A 20,715-nucleotide genomic window follows, 5' to 3' on the forward strand; every position below is an offset into this window, starting at 1 on the left:
CGCCCCTCCCCCGGGCGGAGCCTGGGGGGAGGGGCGGGACGGCGGGCGGGACCGCGCGGAGCAGGGCCGGGCGGTACGGCGCGGGCGGGGCCGGGCGGTACGGCGCGGGACGGCGCGGGCGGGGCCGGGCGAGGGAAACGTCACTCCCGGCGGTAGACCGGGGCCCGTTTCTCCGCGAACGCCCGCGCGCCCTCCTTCGCGTCGGCCGTGTCGAAGACCGGCCAGCCACGGGCGAGTTCGGCCGCCAGGCCGTCCGTCTCCGGCATCTCGGCGGTCTCGTAGACCGAGGCCTTCACGGCCTCGACGGCGAGCGGACCGCAGGCGTTGATCTGTTCCGCCACGGACAGGGCCGCTTCCAGCGCGGTCCCGGCGGGGACGACCCGGCCGACGAGACCGATCCGGGCGGCCTCCTCCGCGTCGTACGGGCGCCCGGTCAGCAGCATTTCGAGCGCGTGCGTGCGGGCGATCTGGCGCGGCAGCCGGACGGTCGAACCGCCGATCGGGAACAGGCCGCGCCTGACCTCGAAGAGCCCGAAGGTGGCGGAGGCGCCCGCGATCCGGATGTCGGTGCCCTGCAGGATCTCGGTGCCGCCGGCCACGCAGTGGCCCTCGACGGCCGCGATGACCGGCTTGCGCGGGCGGTGGTGGCGCAGCATCGCCTTCCAGTGCAGGTCGGGGTCGGCCTTGAGCCGGTCCCGGTACTGCTCGCCCGCCATGCCCGTGCCCGCCAGCGCCTTGAGGTCCATCCCGGCGCAGAAGGAGCCGCCGGCGCCGGTGAGGACCACGGAGCGGATCGTGTCGTCGGCGTCGGCCTCCAGCCAGCCGTCGTAGAGCCCGACCAGCATGGGCAGTGAGAGCGCGTTCTTGGCCTCCGGTCGGTTGAGTGTGAGCACGAGTGTGGCGCCTTCGCGCTGCACCGTGAGGTGTTCGGTCCCACCCATGGACGTCCTCCCGTCTCCAGACCTAGAACAGGTTGCAGGAGGTGCGGGTCCAGTTCAATAGTTTTCTGACACTCAGTCAGATTCTTCTGCGCGCCCCCTTCCCACCTCCGCCGCCCGGCGCTCTAATGACCGCCGAGTCAGTTCGGGCCTGGACGACCAGCGGGGTCAGGAGGAACGGTGGAGTACAACCTTGCCGACCTGTTCGAGTCGGTCGTCGACGTGGTCCCGGAGCGCGAGGCGCTCGTCTACGTCGACCACCCGGGCACGGGGGCGGAGCGCCGGCTCACGTACGCGCAGCTCGACGCCGCCGCCAACCGGCTGGCCCACCATCTGATCGACTCCGGTATCAGGGCGGGGGAACACCTGGGCCTGCACCTGTACAACGGGATCGAGTACCTCCAGACCGTCCTGGCCTGCCTGAAGGCCCGGATCGTGCCGGTCAACGTGAACTACCGGTACGTGGAGGAGGAGTTGGTCTACCTCTACCGGGACGCCGACCTGGCCGCGCTGGTCTTCGACGCCGAGTTCACCGAGCGGGTCGCGGCGGCCGCGCCGCAGACGGAGAAGCTGCGGCACCTCGTGCGGGTGGGGACCCCGCACGAGGGCGCGCCCCCGCTGGACTGCGTGGCGTTCACGGACGCGGAGGCGGCCGGTTCGCCGGAGCGCGGCTTCGCGCCGCGCTCCGGCGACGACCTCTTCATCATCTACACCGGCGGCACGACAGGGATGCCGAAGGGCGTCATGTGGCGCCAGGAGGACCTCTTCTTCGCCGGTCTCTTCGGCGGGGACCCGGCGGGTGACCCGGTCAAGCGGCCCGAGGAACTGGCCGAGCGGGTCGCGGCGGGCGGCGCCGGGATCACCTTCTTCCCCGCTCCCCCGCTGATGCACGGGACGTCGACGCTGACCTCGTTCATCGCCTTCAACTACGGCCAGCGGGTGGTCATCCACCGCAAGTACGTCCCGGTGGAGGTGCTGCGCACGATCGAGAGGGAGAAGGTCTCCAGCGTGTCGCTGGTGGGCGACGCGATGCTCAGGCCGCTGATCGACGCGCTGCACGGGCCGCTCAAGGGGACCGACCTGTCCTCGCTGTTCAGCGTCTCGTCGTCCGGGGCGATCATGTCGGAGACGGTACGGGCGCAGTTCCAGGCGCTCGTGCCGAACGTGCTGCTGCTGAACAACTTCGGTTCCTCGGAGTCCGGTTCCAACGGCAAGGCGACGGACGACTCCGGACCGGAGAAGGGCTTCCGCCTGGAGGTCAACGCGCGGACGCAGGTCGTGGACCCCGTGACGTACGAGCCGGTGCGGGTGGGCGAACCGGGGCGCCTCGCGCAGCGCGGCCATGTCCCGCTCGGCTACTACAACGACCCGGCGAAGACCGCCGAGACCTTCTTCCAGAAGGGCGACGAGCGGTGGGTCCTGCTCGGCGACATGGCGACCGTCGACGAGGACGGCATCGTGACGGTCCTCGGCCGGGGCTCGCAGTGCATCAACACCGGTGGCGAGAAGGTCTATCCGGAGGAGGTCGAGCAGGCGCTGAAGTCCCACCCTGACGTGTACGACGCGCTGGTCGCCGGTGTGCCGGACGCGACGTGGGGCAACCATGTGGCGGCGGTCGTGCAGCTGCGCGCCGGGGCTCCCGCGCTCGATCTGGAGACGGTACAGACCCACTGCCGCACCCGCCTCGCGGGCTACAAGATCCCTCGCCAGCTGGTCCTCACCGACGCGATCCAGCGCTCCCCCAGCGGCAAGGCGGACTACCGCTGGGCCCGGTCCGTCGCCGCCGCGGCGGACTCCCTCTAAGAGGGGGTCGTGCGCGCTGCCGGATGATCTTCGCAACCAATGTCGCCGACGGCGCGATACGGTGGGTTCACTCCCATCCACGAAGGAACCCCTGCCCCATGCCCGAGACCCTCCGAGGCGACTGTTCGAACTGCTTCGGACTGTGCTGTGTCGCCCTCCCCTTCGCCAGGTCCGCGGACTTCGCCGTGAACAAGGCCTCCGGGGAACCGTGCCGGAACCTCCAGGAGGACTTCCGCTGCGGGATCCACACCCGGCTGCGGCCGAGCGGCTTCTCGGGCTGCACGGTGTACGACTGCTTCGGCGCGGGCCAGAAGGTCTCCCTGGTCACCTTCGGCGGGGTCTCCTGGCGCGAGGCGCCGGAGACCGCGCGGCAGATGTACGAGGTGTTCCCCGTGATGCGCCAGCTCCACGAGCTGCTGCGCTATCTCACCGAGGCCCTCGCCAGGCCCGCCGCGCGCCCGGTCCACGCGGAGCTGCGCGCCTGCCTCGCGCGCGTGGAGCGGCTGGCCGAGGGCTCGGCGGACGGGCTGGAGAAGCTGGACGTCGCCGCCGTACGCGCCGAGGTCAACCCGCTGCTCCTGAAGACCAGCACCCTGGTGCGGGCGACGGCGGGCGCCAGGACCAGGAGCCGGCGCGGGGCCGACCTGATCGGCGCCCGGCTGCGCGGCGCCAAGCTCCGGGGCGCGGACCTGCGCGGCGCGCTCCTGATCGCCGCCGACCTGAAGGGCGCCGACCTGTCCCTGACCGACCTGATCGGCGCCGACCTCCGGGACGCCGACCTGTCGGGCGCGGACCTCACCGACGCCCTGTTCCTCACCCAGCCCCAGCTGAACGCGGCCCGCGGCGACGCGACGACCCGCCTTCCGGACACCTTCGAGCGGCCCGCCCACTGGGGCTAGACACCTCGTCCTCCTTAGGGCGTCGCCCGCCTAGCTCTCCGCCGCGGGCCTCGCGCACAGGTACGGGCGGGCGAGGAGCAGGCCCGTGGTGGTCGTGAGGATGCCGACGTACACGGGCGCGAGGTGGAGGAAGTCCGTGTAGTGGATCGCGCCGTGCACGAGGACGGCGGGCAGGAAGCCGAAGGCGGCCGCCGTCGCCAGGGACCAGACCACCCAGGCCTCGCCGCGCCCCCAGCCCCACGCGCTGATCAGCGTGATCGCCACGGCGGCGGCCATCAGGGCGCCGCCGAAGCCCGCCCGGTCGTGGGCGACGAACGGGACGAGCCGGGGGTTCACGGCCTCCAGGGCCTGGGTGTCGGCGCCCAGGAAGACCAGGTCGCTGGGGACGAAGACACCGGTCAGGCCGACCACCGAGATGACCGTGCCGCCGACGAACAGACCCGTTCCCGTGACGATGAGCAGGAGTTGACCCACCAGGGCCCGTCGCCGCTCCCGCTCCGGGCCCTCCGGCGTCGGCCGTCGGCGCAGGGTGCGCGGGGCCCGGCGGACCGCGAGCACGAACATCGGGAAGAGCACCAGGGTGGTGGCGGTGTGGAGGGGCTCCACGAAGCCGGTGACCAGGAAGTAGAAGAGGGTGGGGAAGCCGATGGCACCGGAGAGCAGGTACGCGTCACGGGCCCAGGACCTGCCGCGTCGGATGCCGCCCACGGCGAGACCGGTGTAGAGGGCGCCGATCGACACCATCGTGCCGGCCATCGTGATCCGGTCGTGCTGGAGGAAGTGCACGAGGTGGTGGTTGGCGGCGTGCAGCTCGTGCAGCGTCATGCCGAGGTAGTCGCGGTCGTACCAGAGCAGCACCGGCCCGAGCGTGATCGCCGCGGCGCCGAGTCCGGCGCCGATCATGCCGAGTCCGACGAGCAGCGCCCACACCCAGGCGGGCCAGCGCCGCGGGTCACGGCCCACGTCCCGTAGCCCCGGGGCGGGCGAGGTGGGCGTGGCGGCCTCGGTGACCCGGGCGAACCAGCCGGGCCCCGCCTCGACGAGCACCCCGGGCCGGGCGAGCACGACCGTCTTCGGGCCGTCCAGCGCGAGGGCGGCGGCGGTGACCGACGGGTCGGCGACCAGGGCGACATGGGGATCGTCGACGCTCGTGAAACCGTCGACGTGGGGGCCGAGAGCGGTCGCGGCCTCCGGGTCGGCGGTACGGACGACCAGCGGGATCGAGCGGCCGACGGCCGCCTCGCGCACCGCCTCGACGTCCGCCGCCGAGACCGGTGACACCTCGACGACGCCGGCGCCGAGCGGCGCCATCGCGCGGACCGTGTCGCGGGCGAGCGCGGGCGGGACGGATATCCCGAGCCGGACGGTGACGGGCACGCCGGCGATCTCGCCGGCGAGGTGCTCGGGCGGGTGGCGGTGCCCGAAGCCCCGGGCGATCAGCCGCGCGCCGGCGGGGCGGGAGCCGATGGTGGCGAGGAGCCGCAGCGCGGCGCGTTGCGAGCGGCGCCTGCCGACGACGGCGGCGGCCGCGCCGCGCAGGGGGTGGTACGTCCAGTCCGGCATCAGCGGCCTTCGCTCTCGGTCGCGGTCGTCGCGTCGGCGGGCGGGGTCCACCCGAGCACCGACGTCATGGATCGCAGGGTCACCCGCTCCGGCGTCAGCCGGGCGGCGATGTCGCGCGCGAGCGCGGCGGGCGGCCATGCCAGCTGGCCGATCGTGCCGAGGCGGGCGGAGCGGCGGGCGACGGACCGGGTCCGCGGACGGCGCAGCCGGTCGTACGCGAGGAGTGCGGCGGGCGTGTCGGGGGCGCCGTCGAGGCAGGCGGCGAGGGTGACCGCGTCCTCGAGGGCCTGGCAGGCGCCCTGGCCGAGGTTGGGGGTCATGGCGTGCGCGGCGTCGCCCAGGAGCGCGACCCGGCCGTGGACGAAGGAGGCCGGCGGGGGCAGTTCGTACAGGTCGTGACGGAGCACCGCGTCGGCGGGGACGGCGGCGAGCAGGGCGGGGATCGGGTCGGGCCAGGACCCGAACCGGCGGAGCAGTTCGGCGTGCTCGGTCGAGCCGGAGGCCGTTCCCGGCGGCAGTGACGCGGTCGCGAAGCAGTACATGCGGCCGCCCGGCAGCGCCGTGTAGCCGAACCTCTCACCGCGGCCCCAGGTCGCGGCGCCCTCGGCGGGCGGCTCGGCGAGGGGCTCGGTGACCATGCGCCAGGCGGTGTATCCGGCGTAGCGCGGCTCGGGCGCGTCGGGCCACAGCGCCCGGCGGACGGTGCTGTGCAGTCCGTCGGCGGCGACGAGGACGTCGGACCGCGACGTGCCGTGGTGGTGCTCGACGACCGGGCCGTGGGCGTCGTCGCGGACGGCGGTCACCTCGCTGCCGGGGCGCAGGCGGTCCGGGGGCAGCGCCTCGGCGAGCGCCCGCAGCAGGTCCGCGCGGTGCAGGACGACGAGGGGGTGGCCGAAGCGGCGTACGAGTTCGGCGGTGTCCGTACGGGACAGCCACCGCCCCTTGTGGTCGCGTACGCCGCCCGAGGCCTCGACGGCGCCGAGGTCCCGCACGGTGCCGGCCAGACCGAGGGCGTCGAGGGCGCGCAGCGCGTTGGGCCAGAGCGAGATCCCGGCGCCGATCTCGGTGAACTCCGGGGCTCGTTCCAGGACCTCGACGCGCCAGCCGCGCCGGTGCAGGGCGACGGCGGTCGCGAGGCCGCCGATGCCGCCGCCGACGATGGTGGCGGCGCGCTGCGGCATGGTTCCTCGCTCAGGAGCTGGGCTCCGCCGCGTGCGGAACGGGCGGAAGGGGGACGGGACGCGGCGCAGGACGGCTGAGCGGCGCCCCATAGCAACATGTCGATACACGCGTGTCAACGCGCGGGCGGGGGCGCCCGGGTCTGCCTCTGAGGGCCTGCCCCCCTGAGGGCCTGCCCCCTGGAGGTCTGCCCCCAGGGAGCTGCCCCCTGAAGCCTGCCCCCGCGGAGCTGCCCCCTGAGGGCCTACCCCTGGGGGACCTGGGGGACGTACACGTAGGGGGTGGTCGTCGTCAGGGCGGTGAAGCCGAGGCGGAGCAGGATCGGGCGGCTCGTGGCGGCCGCGTCGACCTGGACGTAGCGGTGGCCCCGCTCGACGGCGATGCGGGTGCGGTAGGCGACGAGCGCGCGGTAGAGGCCCCTGCCCCGCCAGGCCTCGACCGTGCCTCCGCCCCACAGTCCCGCGAAGTCGGTGCCGGGACAGAGCTCCAGGCGGGCGGCGCTGACGGGTTCGCCGTCGGCCATGGCGAGCACGGCGGCGACGGTGCCGGGCGCGGTGGCCAGCCGGTCCAGGAGCTGGCGGCCGATGTGGGAGCTGTCGCCGCCGAAGGCCCGGTCGTGGACCCGCGTCACGAGCTCCACCCCGGCCGCGTCCGTGACCGGGACCAGCTCGACGCCGTCGGGCAGCTCCACGGAGGTCGGCAGCGCGGCCGCCTCCGCGACCATCAGGGTCTCCTCCTCCTCGGCGGTGAACCCGGCGGCGAGCAGGCGGCCGGCGAGGCCGGCCGGGCCGTCGTGGCCGTACACCTTCCACTCGAAGGGCAGCCCGAGGGCGGTGAAGTGCCGGATCTGCTCGGCGACGGCCGCGTCGGTGTCGCCCTGCTCCTGGATCCCGGACCACAGGATGCCGTTCCAGACGTGGGCCGGGCCGGTCTGCCGTACGACCGGGCCGACGCGCTCCACGCGGACCCCGGGCCCGTCGGGGCGGGCCCCGAGGCGCAGCTGACGGTCGTACCGGGCGAGTGTCGCCGCGTGGTCGCGGCGAGGGCCGGCGAGTGCGTCGTGGTCCATGGCGCAGACTCCAGCACCTGCGGTCGGCGGACGGCAATCGCATTTCCGTGTCCCGACGGCCCGGGCCGAAGAAATTCGACGCCACCCCCTTGCCAGGGACCGGGTCCGGGCCGATTTACTGACCCCGAAGGGGTCTACCGAATGATCGGTCGCCCGTTTCAGTACGAGTTCAGGGCGAATGAACGGGAGTGTGCGCGGCATGACGGATCTGCTGGACAGCGGCGAACGACTCGGACGCGAGGAGCTGGCGTCGCTCCAGCTGGAGCGCCTGCGGTCCACCCTGCGGCACGCGTACGACCACGTGGGCTTCTACCGGCAGTCGTTCGACAAGGCCGGACTGCACCCCGACGACTGCCGCTCGCTCGCCGACCTCGCCCGCTTCCCCTTCACCGTCAAGACCGATCTGCGGGACCAGTACCCCTTCGGGATGTTCGCCGTCGACCAGTCCGAGGTCCGGCGCATCCACGCATCCAGCGGGACCACCGGTCGGCCGACCGTCGTCGGCTACACCGAGCGCGACCTGGACACCTGGGCCGACGTGGTGGCCCGCTCGATCCGCGCGGCGGGCGGCAGGCCGGGCCACAAGGTCCATGTGGCGTACGGATACGGCCTGTTCACGGGCGGGCTCGGGGCGCACTACGGCGCCGAGCGGCTCGGTTGTACGGTCATCCCCGCCTCGGGCGGCATGACGGCCCGCCAGGTCCAGCTGATCCAGGACTTCCGGCCCGAGATCATCATGGTGACGCCCTCGTACATGCTGACGCTGCTCGACGAGTTCGAGCGGCAGGGCGTGGACCCCCGGACCACCTCGCTGAAGGTGGGCATCTTCGGCGCCGAGCCGTGGACGGAGGCGATGCGGCGGGAGATCGAGGAGCGGTTCGCCATCGACGCGGTGGACATCTACGGACTCTCGGAGGTGATGGGCCCGGGCGTCGCACAGGAGTGCGTGGAGACCAAGGACGGGCTGCACATCTGGGAGGACCACTTCTACCCGGAGGTCGTGGACCCGTTCACGGGCGAGGTGCTGCCGGACGGCGAGGAGGGCGAGCTCGTCTTCACCTCGCTCACCAAGGAGGCGATGCCCGTGATCCGGTACCGCACGCGGGATCTGACGCGGCTGCTGCCCGGTACGGCACGGGTGTTCCGGCGGATGGAGAAGGTCACGGGCCGCAGCGACGACATGGTGATCCTGCGCGGGGTGAACCTCTTCCCCACCCAGGTCGAGGAGATCGTGCTGCGCACGCCCGGCGTCGCCCCGCACTTCCAGCTGAAGCTGACGCGGGAGGGCCGGCTCGACGCCCTGACGATCCGCGCCGAGGCCCGCCCGGACGCCACCGCCGCCGAGCGCGCGGAAGCGGCCCGGTCCATCGCGGCGGCCTGCAAGGACGGCATCGGCGTCTCGGTCGGCGTCGAGGTCGTCGACCCCGAGACGCTGGAGCGGTCCCTGGGCAAGATCAAGCGGATCGTGGACCTCAGGCAGGGCTGACCGCGGACCCCGGTCAGGGCTGATCATTGCCCTCGGTCAGTGCCAGGGAGTGCCTTCCGGATCGTGCGGCAGGAAGCGGGCCCCTCTTTCTTTCTTGACGAAAGAAAGTCGCGACGGCCAGACTTCTGCCTGCCGCCGGCCGACAGGCCCGTCGGCGGATGTGCCGTGGGGGCGGCCTGAGCAGGGGTGATCAGATGACAGGTCGCAGCGCCGGGCGTGCGGACCGCTCCGTCGGCCGGGACCGCAACCGGGTGGCGGTGTTCGGCGCGATCGTGACCAAGGGGCCGATCGCGCGCAGCGAGATCGCCGAGCGCACCGGCCTGTCGCAGGGCACGGTCACGAAGCTGGTGACGCCCCTGATCGAGACCGGTTACGTCGTCGAGGACGGCAAGGGCGCCGGAGGGCACGGCCGACCGCGCGTCCCGCTGCGCCTGGCTGCCGACCGCCGCTTCGCCCTGGGCGTCAAGGCGACTCCGCGCGAGGCGGTCGGCGTGGTGGCCGACCTCTCGGGGCGGGTCGTCGCGCAGGGGCGGGTGGCGCTCGACTCCTCCACGGCGCGAGGAGTCGTCGCCGGGGTGGCGTCGGTGGTCCGGCAGTTGCTCGACGAGGACGCCGCCTTCCGGACGCGGACCTTCGACGTGGGTGTCGCGCTGGGCGCGCCGGTCGACGCGGCGCGGCGGTCGGTGCGCCCGTCGGCGATGTACGGCTGGGGGCATGCAGGGCTCGCCGATCTGATCGGCGAGCGGACCGGGTTGCGTACCGTCATCGAGAACGACGTCAACGCCCTGGCCGTGGCCGAGCAGTGGTTCGGCGCGGGGGTGGACGTGCCGTGGTTCGCGGTGGTCACCCTGGGCGCCGGGGTCGGCAGCGCCCTGGTCATGGACGGGCGGCTGATGCGTGGGGCGCGCGGCGGCGCGGGCGAGCTCGGTCATCTCGTCGTCGATCCGGGAGGGCGGCCGTGCCGTTGTGGCAACCGGGGGTGCGTGGAGACGCTGGCCGCCGACGCCGCCGTGCTCGCCTCGATCGCCGAGAACGGCGGCCCGGGCGGCCTCGACATCAGGGCCGCGGCGACGCTGGCGCGGTCCGGCGACCGGGCGGCTGTCGCCGCGTTCAGCCGGGCCGGGGAGGCGATGGGAGCCGGGATCGCCGCGCTGGTGAACCTCGCCGATCCGCGACGCGTCGTCCTCAGCGGCGAGGGCGTCGCCGGCCTGGACCTGTTCGCCGACGCCCTGCGCGCGACGCTCGCCGACCGCGTCCTGCTGCCCGCGGACGAGGTCGACCTGGTCGTCCGTCCGCTGCCGGACGAGGCGTGGGCGCGCGGCGCCGCCGCCGTGGCACTGCAGGAGATCTTCACCGGACCCGTCGCCGGTGCCTGACGCGCCGGCGACGACGAGCAGAGAGGCCCCTCTTCATGGCTGACCGACTTCCCGCACCTTGGTGGCGGAGCGCCGCCATCTACCAGATCTACCCGCGCAGTTACGCCGACGGGAACGGCGACGGGATCGGCGACATCGCAGGGATCCGCGCGCGTCTCGCGCACATCCGCGACCTCGGGTGCGACGCGGTGTGGATCTCTCCCTGGTACGTGTCCCCGATGGCGGACGCCGGCTACGACGTCGCCGACTACCGCGCTGTCGATCCCGTCTTCGGCACCCTGGCCGAGGCCGAGGCGTTGATCTCCGAGGCCCACGGCCACGGGCTGCGTCTGATCGTGGACCTGGTGCCCAACCACTGCTCCGATCAGCACCCTTGGTTCCAGCGGGCCCTCGCGGCCACCCCCGGAAGTCCGGCGCGGGAGCTCTTCCACTTCCGGCCCGGCAGGGGCGTCGACGGCGAACTGCCGCCGAACGACTGGCAGTCCGCCTTCGGGGGGCCGGCCTGGCACCGGGCCGCCGACGGTGAGTGGTACCTCCATCTGTTCGCCCCGCAGCAGCCGGACTGGAACTGGAACCACCCGCTCGTACGCACCGAGTTCGAGGACATCCTGCGCTTCTGGCTCGACAGGGGCGTGGACGGCTTCCGCATCGACGTCGCCTCGCTCCTGATCAAACAGGACGGCCTGCCCGACAAGGCGTCCCTGCCCGAGGGCGCTCCCGTGCCGGACAGCGACCGGCCCGAGGTGCACGAGATCTACCGCGCCTGGCGCCGGATCGCGGACACCTACGACGGGGACAGGGTCTTCGTGGGCGAGCTGTGGGTGCCTCCGGCCTCCCTGGCCCGCTACCTCCGCCCCGACGAGCTGCACACCGGCTTCAACTTCCCCTTCATGCAGGCGCCTTGGGACGCCTTCGCGCTGCGCTCGGTGATCGACGAGACGCTCGCGCTGCACGGCCCCGTCGGCGCCCCGGCCACCTGGGTCCTCGGCAACCACGACACCACCCGGCCCGCCACCCGTTACGGCCGGGCCGACACCTCGTACACCGAGCGGCGGCACGGCCTGCCCGTCGACCTCGACCTGGGGACCCGTCGCGCCCGAGCAGCGGCCCTGCTCACCTTCGCGCTGCCCGGCAGCGTCTACGTCTACCAGGGCGAGGAGCTGGGTCTGGCGGAGGTGGAGGACATTCCGCTCGCCCTGCGCCAGGACCCCACCCTCGGCCAGTCCGGGGGGACGGACCTGGGCCGCGACGGCTGCCGGGTGCCCCTGCCGTGGGACGGCGACGAGCCGCCGTTCGGTTTCAGCCCCGACGGCGCGGACGCCGAGCCGTGGCTGCCCCAGCCACCCGCCTGGAAGAGCTCCACCGTCGCCGCGCAGAGCGGAGCGGCGGACTCGACCCTGGAGCTGTACCGAGCCGGGCTGCACCTGCGCCGTACGCTGCCCGCCCTCGAAGACGGCGGCATGGAGTGGCTGCCGGCGTCCGACGGGGTCCTGGCGTTCACCCGGCCCGGCGGCTTCACCTGCGTCGTCAACCTCGCGCAGACCGACGTGGACCTGCCCGCCCACGACGAGGTGCTGCTGGCGAGCGGACCGTTGAACGGTGGCACCCTGCCCGCGGACTGCGCCGTGTGGCTGCGTACGAAGGAGGACACCGCCCGCTAGCCGCGCTCTTTCCCCCCGAGCAGAACAGGGGGCTCCACCCTCTCGGCGCTCACCTTCACATTCTCCGCACTCCCCTTTCTGATCGATTCGATCGCAATCGATCGATACGCTAGCGGCCAAAGGCGTACGGTGACGCCTCCGTACCGCTCCAGGGGGAGCCATGCGACACCATGTCGACCATCGCCACGACCGGGTACTCGAACTCGTCCGTGCACGCGGCAGCATCCGGGTCACCGAACTCGCGGCCGAGCTCGGTGTCTCCGCGGTGACCCTGCGGCGGGACGTGGACGCCCTCGCCGCCCAGGGCAAGGTGCAGCGCATGCACGGCGCGGTCGTCTGGCCGGGTGAGGCCCGCGCGGAGCAGCCGGACGCCGGTGGCCGGGTGATCGGCATGATCGTGCCGACGACCAGATACATCTTCGGCGACGTCGTCAGCGGGGCCCGCAAGGCCGTCGAGGCGCAGGGAGGCCGGCTGGTGCTCGGCGTGTCCGGGTACGTCGACAGCGAGGATCCGGTCCAGGCCGAGCACCTGCTGACCAGCGGCGCCGAGGGCCTGCTGGTGGCGCCCAGCTGGTTCGGCGGGGCGCCCGCCGACGGCCAGGAGGCGTGGCTGATGGCCTGCGAGGCGCCGACCGTGCTGGTGGAGCGTACGGCGCCGGCCGTCAATCCGGCGGCCCTGCTCGACCGGGTGCGCACCGACCGTGCGCACGGCGCGGCGCTGGCGGTGAGCCATTTCGCGTCCCTGGGCCATCGTTCGGTCGCCGCCGTGCTCCAGGACGGCCCGCACGCGGCGGGCATCACCGCCGGGTTCCTGAACGCGGCGCGGTCCATGGGCCTGGCGACCGTCCCGGGCTCGCCGTTCGTCCGCACCTCGATGGAGGAGTACGACGAGGTCGCCGAGTACCTCGTCGAGGCCGTCCGGCGGCACGGCGTCACGGCGGCCCTGGTGCACAGCGACGAGGACGCGATCGTGCTGGTGCCCCGGCTGCAGGCACGTGGCATCAGCGTTCCGGAGGACCTCGCGCTGATCGCGTACGAGGACGAGGTGGCCGCGCTCGCGGACGTACCGCTGACGGCGATCGCCCCGCCGAAGCAGGCGGTCGGCGAGCTGGCGGCGAAGCTGCTGCTCCAGCGGCTGGCCGAGCGGAGCGCGGGCCGGGAGCCGGAGCCGCGCCAACACATGGACCTGCTGCCGAAGTTGCGGGTCCGGGCCTCCTGTGGAGCCCTCCAGGGGTCCCCGGACGCCGGATGAGCTTGTTGATCGTGATGCGATCGTTTTGATTGTCTTGTGCGTTTGCTCTTGACGGTGATCGAGTTGGCGAAAAAGATGTGCCTCGTTCGCCTCTCTCCCCATCGAGGTTTCCGTAGGAGCCGTGCAATGCCGCGCAGTTCACGTTCGTTCCGTATAGCCGCCACCGCCGCCCTCGCCGCTCTCGGCCTGTTCGCCACCGCGTGCGGCGGCGGCGAGGGCTCGTCCGACGCCGCCTCGGACGGCAAGCCGGTCACCCTCACCTACTGGACCTGGACAGGTGGCGCGAAGGCCACGGTCGAGGAGTTCAACCGGACCCACAAGGACATCCAGGTCACGTTCACCGAGATCCCCGGTGGCGCGGAGGGCTACGGCAAGCTCGCCAACGGCGTGAAGGCGGGCAACGCGCCGGACGTGGCGACCATCGAGTACCAGATGGTCCCGGAGTTCGCGAGCCAGGGGAACCTCGTCGACCTGACGGAGCACGCGGGTGACACCGTCAAGGAGAAGTTCCCCAAGGCGATCCAGGACCTGGTGACCTTCGGCGGCAAGACCTGGACCGTTCCGTTCGACGCCGCGCCGCAGATCTACTACTACCGCACCGACCTGTTCAAGAAGTACGGCATCGAGGTCCCCACGACCTGGGACGAGTTCAGAGCCGCCGCCGAGAAGGTCAAGAAGGCGGACAAGAGCGTCCGTCTGGCCAACATGACCACGGCCGACCCCGCGCTGCTCGCGGCCCTCTCCTGGCAGGCCGGCGGCAAGTGGTTCAGCACCGAGGGCGACGCGTGGAAGCCCGGCGTCGACGACGCCGCGTCCAAGAAGGTCGCCGCGTACTGGGACGACCTGCGCAAGAACGACCTCGTGCAGTCCTACACCGGCTGGAGCCCGGAGGAGACCAAGGCACGGATCGAGGGCAAGACCCTCTCCATCCTCGGTGCCTCGTGGTCCGCGGCCGGCATGACGACCAACCTGCCGGACCTGAAGGGCAAGTGGGCCGCCGCGCCGATGCCGAACTGGGGCACCCCGGCCAGCGGCAACTACGGCGGCAGCTCCTACGGCGTGCTCAAGGGGAGCAAGAACGTCGAGGCCGCGGCCGAGTTCATCAAGTGGATCACCACCAACGGCGACGCGGTCAAGGCCCGGCTCAGTGACGCGTCGAAGCCCAGCAGCGCCCTGCCGGCCAACCCGGAGATGCGTGCCGTGGCGGCCGCGAAGTTCGACACCGCGTACTTCAACGGCCAGGACCTCTACAAGCTGGCCTCCGAGCAGGTCGACACCATCGTGCCCGGCTGGACCTGGGGCCCGAACCAGATGGACGTCTACACCGCCATCCAGGACGCGAGCGGCGCGTCCGGTTTCTCCGGCGGTGTCACCGCCGGCCAGGAGAAGGCCAGGACGGGCATCCAGGAGCGCGGTCTGAAGCTCGCCGAGTGACTCGGCGGGGCCCGGCCGGTTCCTGACCCCGGCCGGGCCCCGTCGCCCCCTCCCCGGACCCGCCGCGCCCACACGCCAAGGAGCACCCGTGGCAGCACCACTCGCGAAGGCCGCACCCCCGCCCACGGCCGGCAGCAGCCGGACCGGCGGCCCGCGCACCGGCCGCACCCGTCAAGGCAGTTCCCCGCTCAGGCGCAACCAGCGCGCCGCAGCCGCCCTGTTCGTCGTCCCGTTCTTCGTGCTCTTCGCCGCCATGACGGCGGCGCCCATCGTCTACGCGGTGTGGATGAGCCTGTTCACGGAGCAGTCGTCCGGGCTCGGCTTCGGCGGCACCGAGCGGATGTTCACGGGCGTCGAGAACTACGTCAGGGCGTTCTCGGACGCCGGCTTCCGCGCGTCGTTCCTGCACATCGCCACGTACTGCACGCTGTACATCCCGGTGATGATCGGCGGGGCGCTCACCCTCGCACTGCTGATCGACTCGGCCGTGGCGCGCGCCCGGCGCTTCTTCCAGCTCGCGCTCTTCCTGCCGCACGCCATCCCCGGGCTGATCGCCTCGATCCTGTGGATCTACCTCTACACCCCGGGGCTCAGCCCGGTGCTCGACTGGATCGAGGCGGGCGGGGGGTCGTGGGACTTCTTCAGCTCCGACCACGTGTTCTCGTCGATCGTGAACCTCACCGCCTGGCAGTGGATGGGGTACAACATGATCATCTTCTACGCCGCCCTGCAGGCCATCCCCCGCGAACTCATCGAGGCCGCGGACATCGACGGGGCCGGGCCGATCCGCACCGCGCTGCAGATCAAGGTGCCCATGATCGCCTCCGCGGTCGTGATGGCCGTGCTGTTCACCTGTGTCGGCGCCATCCAGCTGTTCACCGAGCCCAAGCTCCTCGGCCAGCGCGGCACCGCCGCCATCGACACCGAGTGGTCGCCCACCATGTACATCTGGAAAGCGGCCTTCCTCCAGCACGACTACGGCCTCGCCGCCGCCGCGTCCCTCCTGCTCGCCGCCCTCGGCGTCCTGCTCTCGTACCTCGTCACCACGATCGGAAACCGGTGGAAGGCGGCATGAGTACTCACACGGTCATCCAGGAACCCACGGCCGCCGACGCCCGCGCCGGCGCGCCGGCCACGGCGGTCGAGCGCCGCGAGCCCCGCCCGAAGCGCCCGGGCAGCCTGCTCTCCAAGGGCGTCGTCAACGGCGTGCTGCTCCTCGCCTCCTTCTACATGCTGATGCCGGTCAGCTGGCTGCTGTTCGCCGCCACCAAGGACCACGGCGACCTCTTCGCCAGCGACGGCTTCGCCTTCGCCGACTTCAACCTCTTCTCCAACCTGGCCGCGGTCTTCACCTTCAACGAGGGCATCTACCTGCGCTGGCTCGGCAACAGCGTCATCTACTCGGTGATCGGTTCGGCCGCCTCGACGCTGCTGTGCGTCGCCACCGGCTACGCCTTCGACAAGTACGAGTTCCGCGGGAAGGAGAAGCTGTTCGGGATCGTCCTCGGCGGCCTCCTCGTCCCCGCCACGGTGATCCAGCTGCCGATGTACCTGCTGGCATCCAAGGTCGGCCTGGTCAACACGTACTGGGCGCTGCTGCTGCCGGCGCTGGTCAACCCGTTCGGCGTCTACCTCGCCCGGGTCTTCTCCGAGGGGTACGTGCCCAATGAGGTGCTGGAGGCCGCCCGTGTGGACGGCGCCGGGGAACTGCGCACGTTCACGCGGATCGCGCTGCCGATGCTCTCGCCGGGCTTCATGACCATCTTCCTCTTCTCCTTCACCGGAAGCTGGAACAACTTCTTCGGCGCGCTGGTCATGCTCAACGACGACAAGCTCTACCCGGTCAACCTCGGCCTGTTCATGTGGAACAGCACCACTCAGCTGCAGCCCGAGTTCTACTCCCTCGTGATCACCGGCTCGCTGGTGGCCGTCGTCCCGCTCATCATCGCCTTCGTCTGCCTGCAGCGCTTCTGGCGCTCGGGCCTCACCGCGGGCGCGGTGAAGTGACCGTGCCCGTACCGGAAGGCTCCGTCCTGACCGACGACCACACGACCCCGGCGGCCCCCGCGCACCGCCCGCGCGCCCTGCTGGCCATGGGGGCCGGCATCCACGCCCAGCTCCTCGCCGAAGGCGCCCTCGACCGGCTGGCACGCGTCGCGGCCGTGGACACCGGCCGGTTCGTCAGCGACTTCGGCGACGCGGACCCGGTCGCGCTCGCCGACACGGAGGTGCTCTTCACCCACTGGGGCGCCCCGCGGCTCACCGCGGACGCGCTGCGCGCGATGCCCCGGCTGCGCGCCGTCATCCATGCCGCCGGGTCCGTCAAGCACCACGTCACGGAGGCCGTGTGGGAGCGCGGCATCGCCGTGTCCACCGCGGCCGGGGCCAACGCGCTGCCGGTCGCGGAGTTCACCCTCGCCACGATCCTCTTCTCCGGCAAGCGGATCCTCGACAGCGCGCGGGTCTACCGAGAGGCCCGCGCCGCGGTGCCCCTGCTGCCGTACTTCGAGGGCCACGGCAACCACCGCCGTACCGTCGGCATCGTCGGCGCGTCACGGGTCGGCCGCCGCGTGCTCCAGCTGTTGCGCCCCTTCGACTTCGAGGTCCTGCTGTACGACCCGTACGTGGAGCCGGAGGAGGCCGAGAGGCTCGGCGCCCGCTCCGTCGGGCTCGACGAGCTCGTGCGGCGCAGCAGTGTGGTCTCCATCCACGCTCCGCAACTCCCGGAGACGCGGCACATGTTCGACCGGCGGCGGCTGGCGCTGCTGCGGGACGGGGCCACGCTCGTCAACACCGCCCGCGGCTCTCTCGTCGACACCGAGGCGCTCACCGAGGAGCTGCTGGCCGGCCGGGTCCATGCCGTGCTCGACGTCACGGAGCCCGAGGTGCTGCCCCCCGGTTCGCCGCTCTACACGCTGCCCAACGTCCTGCTCACTCCGCACATCGCCGGTTCGCTCGGCAACGAGCTGGTGCGGATGGCCCATTGGGCGACCGATGAGGTGCAGCGCTACGCCGAGGGCCGGCCGCTCGCCCATGGCGTGGGCCCCGACGAGCAAGCCCGCTCGGCCTGACGACGACCGTTCCGGCCGGGCGGCCGCCGTCTGCCGCCGCCCGGCCCGAAGACCCCACAGGACCCGCCATGCACCAGCCGTACGACACCCGTTACGTCGAGGACCGCTCCCCCGGCCGTGGCCGGCTGGCGCCGCGGGCCGCCTTCACCTCGGACGCGCCAGGCATCGGCCTGGACGGCGAGTGGCGCTTCAGGGCCGCCGCCGGGCTCGGAGACCTCACCCCGGGCTTCGAGGGCCCTTCGTTCGACGACTCCGTCTGGGACCGGATGCCCGTACCGTCCTGCTGGCAGCTCCAGGGCGTCGGCTCCCCCGCGTACACGAACGTCACCTACCCCTTCCCGATCGACCCGCCTCGGGTGCCCGACGAGAACCCGACGGGCGAGTACCGCAGGGACTTCACGCTCCCCGACGGATGGCCCGCCGGACGCGACGTGCTGCGCTTCGACGGCGTCGACTCCTGCTTCGCGGTCTGGCTCAACGGAGTCCGGCTCGGTGACGGCAAGGGCAGCCGTGTCCCCACCGAGTTCGACGCGACGCGGGCGCTGCGCCCCGGGCGCAACGTCGTCGCCGTACGCGTCCACCAGTGGTCGGCCGGCAGCTATCTGGAGGACCAGGACATGTGGTGGCTGTCCGGGATCTTCCGTCCCGTACGACTGCTGTCCCGGCCCGAGGGCTGCGTCGAGGACTTCTTCGTCCACGCCGACTTCGACCACACCACCGGCACCGGCACCCTGTCCGTCGACACCTCGGGCCCGGCCAGGCTCTCCGTACCGGAGCTCGGCCTCGTCGACGCCGACCCCGCGGGCCCGCACACCTTCGCGGACGTCGAGCCGTGGAACGCCGAGCAGCCGCGGCTGTACGAGGGCGAACTGACCGCGGCGGGCGAGCGGATCCCGGTGCGGATCGGCTTCCGGCGGATCGTCGTCCAGGACGGCCTGCTGCAGGCCAACGGCCGTGCGCTGCTGCTGCGCGGGGTCAACCGGCACGAGTGGGATCCGGAGACCGGCCGGACGCTCTCGTACGAGACGATGCTCCGGGACGTGCTGCTCATGAAGCGGCACAACATCAACGCCGTGCGCACCAGCCACTATCCGCCGAGCAGCGACTTCCTCGATCTGTGCGACGTGTACGGGCTGTGGGTGGTCGACGAGTGCGACCTGGAGACCCACGGCTTCGAGCAGGTCGGCTGGCGCGGCAACCCGAGCGGCGACGAGCGGTGGCGGGAGGCCATGCTCGACCGGATGCGGCGGGTCGTCGAGCGCGACAAGAACCATCCGAGCATCCTCATGTGGTCGCTCGGCAACGAGAGCGGTACCGGAGAGAACCTCGCGGCGATGGCGGAGTGGGCCCGCACCCGCGACCCGTCGCGCCCTGTCCACTACGAGGGCGACGAGGACAGCGGGTACGTCGACGTCTACAGCCGGATGTACGCCGACCACGCGGAGACCGAACGGATCGGCCGGGGCGAGGAACCGCCGACGCGGGACCCGTCGCTCGACGCGCACCGGCGCGGCCTGCCGTTCATCCTGTGCGAGTACGCGCATGCCATGGGCAACGGGCCGGGCGGGCTGAGCGAGTACCAGCGTCTGTTCGAGACCTTTCCGCGGCTCCAGGGCGGCTTCGTCTGGGAGTGGATCGACCACGGCATCGCGCGGCGGACCGAGGACGGGCGGGTGTACCACGCCTACGGCGGCGACTTCGGGGAGCCGGTGCACGACGGCAACTTCGTCGCGGACGGACTGGTCCTCCCCGACCGCACCCCCTCCCCCGGACTCCTGGAGTACAAGAAGGTGATCGAGCCGGTCACGATCGGCTTCGGCGACGGGCGAGGCGTTGAGGTCCGCAACGGCCACGACTTCCGGGACACGTCCCACCTGCGCTTCCGCTGGTGGGCCGAGGACGACGGCGAACGGGTCGGGGAAGGCGTGCTGGACGTCCCGGTGCTCGCGCCCGGCGAGCGCTCGAGCCTCCCGCTGCCGGAGCTTGTGCCCCGGAAGGAGGCCGAGCGTGCCCTGACGGTCGTCGCCGAGCTCGCCGCTCCGGAGCTCTGGGCTCCGGCGGGCCACGAGATCGCCTGGGGCCAGAGCGTCCTCGCCCCCGCAGCGTCGGCCCCGGAACCTGACCGCGCTCTCCCGGCGGCATCGGGCGCCGGAGGCCGGGTCACCCTCGGACCTGCCGTGTTCGACGCCTTCGACGGGCGGCTCCGCGCCGTCGGGGGGCTCGATGTCGGAGCGCTCCGGCTGGACCTGTGGCGGGCGCCGACCGACAACGACCTGCTCGGCGACCGGGTCGCCGACCGCTGGCGCGCCGCCGGCCTGCACCGGCTCACCACCAAGGTGCTCGGCGTCCGGGCGACGGACGAGGGGCTGACGGTCCGCACGCGGACGGCGCCCGCGGGGGCCGACCACGCCGTGCTCGCCACCTATCGCTGGCGCTCGGACGGCCGGGGGCTCTGGCTGGACGCCGACATCGCTCCCGAGGGTGCGTGGCCGTGCCCGCTGCCCAGGGTCGGCCTCGCCTTCTCGCTGCCGGGCTGGATCGACACGGTCGACTGGTACGGCCTCGGGCCCGGGGAGGCGTACCGGGACACGACCGCCGCGGCGCGGCTCGGCCGCTACCGGCACACGGTCGACGAGCTGCAGACTCCTTACGTGCGCCCGCAGGAGAACGGCAACCGGCGGGCGGTCCGCCGGGCCCTGCTCACCGGGGCGGGCGGCGGACTGCTGATCGGCGGCCTCCCCTCGTACGACCTCACGGTCCGCCGCTGGACGAGCGCGGACCTGGAGGCCGCGCGGCACACCACCGACCTCGTGCCCGGCGACCGGGTGCACGTCCATCTCGACGTGGCGCACCACGGCATCGGGACCGCGTCCTGCGGTCCGGGGCCGCTGCCGCAGCACACGTCGGGCGCCGGACCCGTCGCGCTCCGACTGGTCCTCCGTCCGCGCTGAGCGGCGCCCGGCAGTACCGCCCGCCCGCCGCGA

15 protein-coding genes are annotated in these 20,715 nt (G+C 72.6%); 11 read left to right on the forward strand and 4 right to left on the reverse strand.

What is annotated here, in order from left to right; genetic code table 11:
- Positions 1 to 140 precede the first annotated feature (140 nt).
- On the reverse strand, positions 141 to 941 hold the full coding sequence (locus tag ACIPPS_RS12950; RefSeq protein WP_401430319.1) for a crotonase/enoyl-CoA hydratase family protein: 801 nt from the start codon (positions 939 to 941) through the stop codon (positions 141 to 143).
- A gap of 177 nt (positions 942 to 1,118) precedes the next feature.
- Between ACIPPS_RS12950 and ACIPPS_RS12955 the strand changes: the two genes are divergently transcribed.
- Entirely contained in the window at positions 1,119 to 2,741 is a 1,623-nt protein-coding gene (locus tag ACIPPS_RS12955) for an acyl-CoA synthetase (protein ID WP_401430321.1), read from the forward strand.
- A gap of 98 nt (positions 2,742 to 2,839) precedes the next feature.
- Entirely contained in the window at positions 2,840 to 3,640 is an 801-nt protein-coding gene (locus tag ACIPPS_RS12960) for a pentapeptide repeat-containing protein (protein WP_401430323.1), read from the forward strand.
- A 30-nt stretch (positions 3,641 to 3,670) separates the two neighbouring features.
- On the opposite strand, the gene ACIPPS_RS12965 is transcribed toward ACIPPS_RS12960, so the two are convergent.
- The 3 genes from ACIPPS_RS12965 to ACIPPS_RS12975 form a co-directional block, all read right to left on the reverse strand.
- Positions 3,671 to 5,203 carry a hypothetical protein gene (locus ACIPPS_RS12965; RefSeq protein WP_401430325.1) on the reverse strand — a complete coding sequence of 511 codons (1,533 nt, stop codon included), beginning with the start codon at positions 5,201 to 5,203 and terminating at the stop codon, positions 3,671 to 3,673.
- Entirely contained in the window at positions 5,203 to 6,384 is a 1,182-nt protein-coding gene (locus ACIPPS_RS12970; RefSeq protein ID WP_401430327.1) for an FAD-dependent monooxygenase, read from the reverse strand. The genes ACIPPS_RS12965 and ACIPPS_RS12970 overlap by 1 nt, the downstream gene beginning before the upstream one ends.
- Before the next feature lie 242 nt (positions 6,385 to 6,626).
- Positions 6,627 to 7,451: a GNAT family N-acetyltransferase gene (locus tag ACIPPS_RS12975; protein ID WP_401430329.1), complete on the reverse strand. Its 825-nt coding sequence runs from the start codon at positions 7,449 to 7,451 to the stop codon at positions 6,627 to 6,629.
- 199 nt (positions 7,452 to 7,650) lie between these two features.
- Here ACIPPS_RS12975 and paaK point away from each other — a divergent pair, with 199 nt between their 5' ends.
- The 9 genes from paaK (at position 7,651) to ACIPPS_RS13020 (ending at position 20,682) form a co-directional block, all read left to right on the forward strand.
- Entirely contained in the window at positions 7,651 to 8,937 is a 1,287-nt protein-coding gene (gene paaK / locus ACIPPS_RS12980) for a phenylacetate--CoA ligase PaaK (RefSeq protein WP_401430331.1), read from the forward strand.
- 194 nt (positions 8,938 to 9,131) lie between these two features.
- Complete coding sequence (locus ACIPPS_RS12985; RefSeq protein WP_401430333.1) at positions 9,132 to 10,313, forward strand: ROK family protein; 1,182 nt, start codon at positions 9,132 to 9,134, stop codon at positions 10,311 to 10,313.
- Positions 10,314 to 10,348: 35 nt separating this feature from the next.
- On the forward strand, positions 10,349 to 11,974 hold the full coding sequence (locus ACIPPS_RS12990) for a glycoside hydrolase family 13 protein (protein WP_401430335.1): 1,626 nt from the start codon (positions 10,349 to 10,351) through the stop codon (positions 11,972 to 11,974).
- A 160-nt stretch (positions 11,975 to 12,134) separates the two neighbouring features.
- Positions 12,135 to 13,226 (forward strand): substrate-binding domain-containing protein, encoded by a 1,092-nt coding sequence (locus ACIPPS_RS12995; protein WP_401430337.1) that lies wholly within the window; start codon positions 12,135 to 12,137, stop codon positions 13,224 to 13,226.
- Positions 13,227 to 13,352: 126 nt separating this feature from the next.
- Positions 13,353 to 14,660 (forward strand): ABC transporter substrate-binding protein, encoded by a 1,308-nt coding sequence (locus ACIPPS_RS13000; RefSeq protein ID WP_401430339.1) that lies wholly within the window; start codon positions 13,353 to 13,355, stop codon positions 14,658 to 14,660.
- Between the two features lie 88 nt (positions 14,661 to 14,748).
- Positions 14,749 to 15,735, forward strand: a complete 987-nt coding sequence (locus ACIPPS_RS13005) for a carbohydrate ABC transporter permease (protein WP_401430341.1) — start codon at positions 14,749 to 14,751, stop codon at positions 15,733 to 15,735.
- On the forward strand, positions 15,732 to 16,667 hold the full coding sequence (locus tag ACIPPS_RS13010; RefSeq protein ID WP_401430343.1) for a carbohydrate ABC transporter permease: 936 nt from the start codon (positions 15,732 to 15,734) through the stop codon (positions 16,665 to 16,667). The genes ACIPPS_RS13005 and ACIPPS_RS13010 overlap by 4 nt, the downstream gene beginning before the upstream one ends.
- A gap of 86 nt (positions 16,668 to 16,753) precedes the next feature.
- Complete coding sequence (locus tag ACIPPS_RS13015; protein WP_401431396.1) at positions 16,754 to 17,731, forward strand: hydroxyacid dehydrogenase; 978 nt, start codon at positions 16,754 to 16,756, stop codon at positions 17,729 to 17,731.
- Positions 17,732 to 17,799: 68 nt separating this feature from the next.
- Positions 17,800 to 20,682: a glycoside hydrolase family 2 TIM barrel-domain containing protein gene (locus tag ACIPPS_RS13020; RefSeq protein WP_401430345.1), complete on the forward strand. Its 2,883-nt coding sequence runs from the start codon at positions 17,800 to 17,802 to the stop codon at positions 20,680 to 20,682.
- Positions 20,683 to 20,715: the final 33 nt, after the last annotated feature.

Source organism: Streptomyces sp. NPDC090127 (assembly GCF_044746945.1).
GTDB lineage: Bacteria > Actinomycetota > Actinomycetes > Streptomycetales > Streptomycetaceae > Streptomyces.

Bases quoted from the DNA above. Each gene is read 5' to 3' on its own strand.
- ACIPPS_RS12950 (WP_401430319.1), bottom strand. From the start codon at position 941: ATGGGTGGGACCGAACACCTCACGGTGCAGCGCGAAGGCGCCACACTC.
- ACIPPS_RS12960 (WP_401430323.1), top strand. From the start codon at position 2,840: ATGCCCGAGACCCTCCGAGGCGACTGTTCGAACTGCTTCGGACTGTGC.
- ACIPPS_RS12965 (WP_401430325.1), bottom strand. From the start codon at position 5,203: ATGCCGGACTGGACGTACCACCCCCTGCGCGGCGCGGCCGCCGCCGTC.
- ACIPPS_RS12970 (WP_401430327.1), bottom strand. From the start codon at position 6,384: ATGCCGCAGCGCGCCGCCACCATCGTCGGCGGCGGCATCGGCGGCCTC.
- ACIPPS_RS12975 (WP_401430329.1), bottom strand. From the start codon at position 7,451: ATGGACCACGACGCACTCGCCGGCCCTCGCCGCGACCACGCGGCGACA.
- paaK (WP_401430331.1), top strand. From the start codon at position 7,651: ATGACGGATCTGCTGGACAGCGGCGAACGACTCGGACGCGAGGAGCTG.
- ACIPPS_RS12985 (WP_401430333.1), top strand. From the start codon at position 9,132: ATGACAGGTCGCAGCGCCGGGCGTGCGGACCGCTCCGTCGGCCGGGAC.
- ACIPPS_RS12990 (WP_401430335.1), top strand. From the start codon at position 10,349: ATGGCTGACCGACTTCCCGCACCTTGGTGGCGGAGCGCCGCCATCTAC.
- ACIPPS_RS12995 (WP_401430337.1), top strand. From the start codon at position 12,135: ATGCGACACCATGTCGACCATCGCCACGACCGGGTACTCGAACTCGTC.
- ACIPPS_RS13000 (WP_401430339.1), top strand. From the start codon at position 13,353: ATGCCGCGCAGTTCACGTTCGTTCCGTATAGCCGCCACCGCCGCCCTC.
- ACIPPS_RS13010 (WP_401430343.1), top strand. From the start codon at position 15,732: ATGAGTACTCACACGGTCATCCAGGAACCCACGGCCGCCGACGCCCGC.
- ACIPPS_RS13015 (WP_401431396.1), top strand. From the start codon at position 16,754: ATGGGGGCCGGCATCCACGCCCAGCTCCTCGCCGAAGGCGCCCTCGAC.
- ACIPPS_RS13020 (WP_401430345.1), top strand. From the start codon at position 17,800: ATGCACCAGCCGTACGACACCCGTTACGTCGAGGACCGCTCCCCCGGC.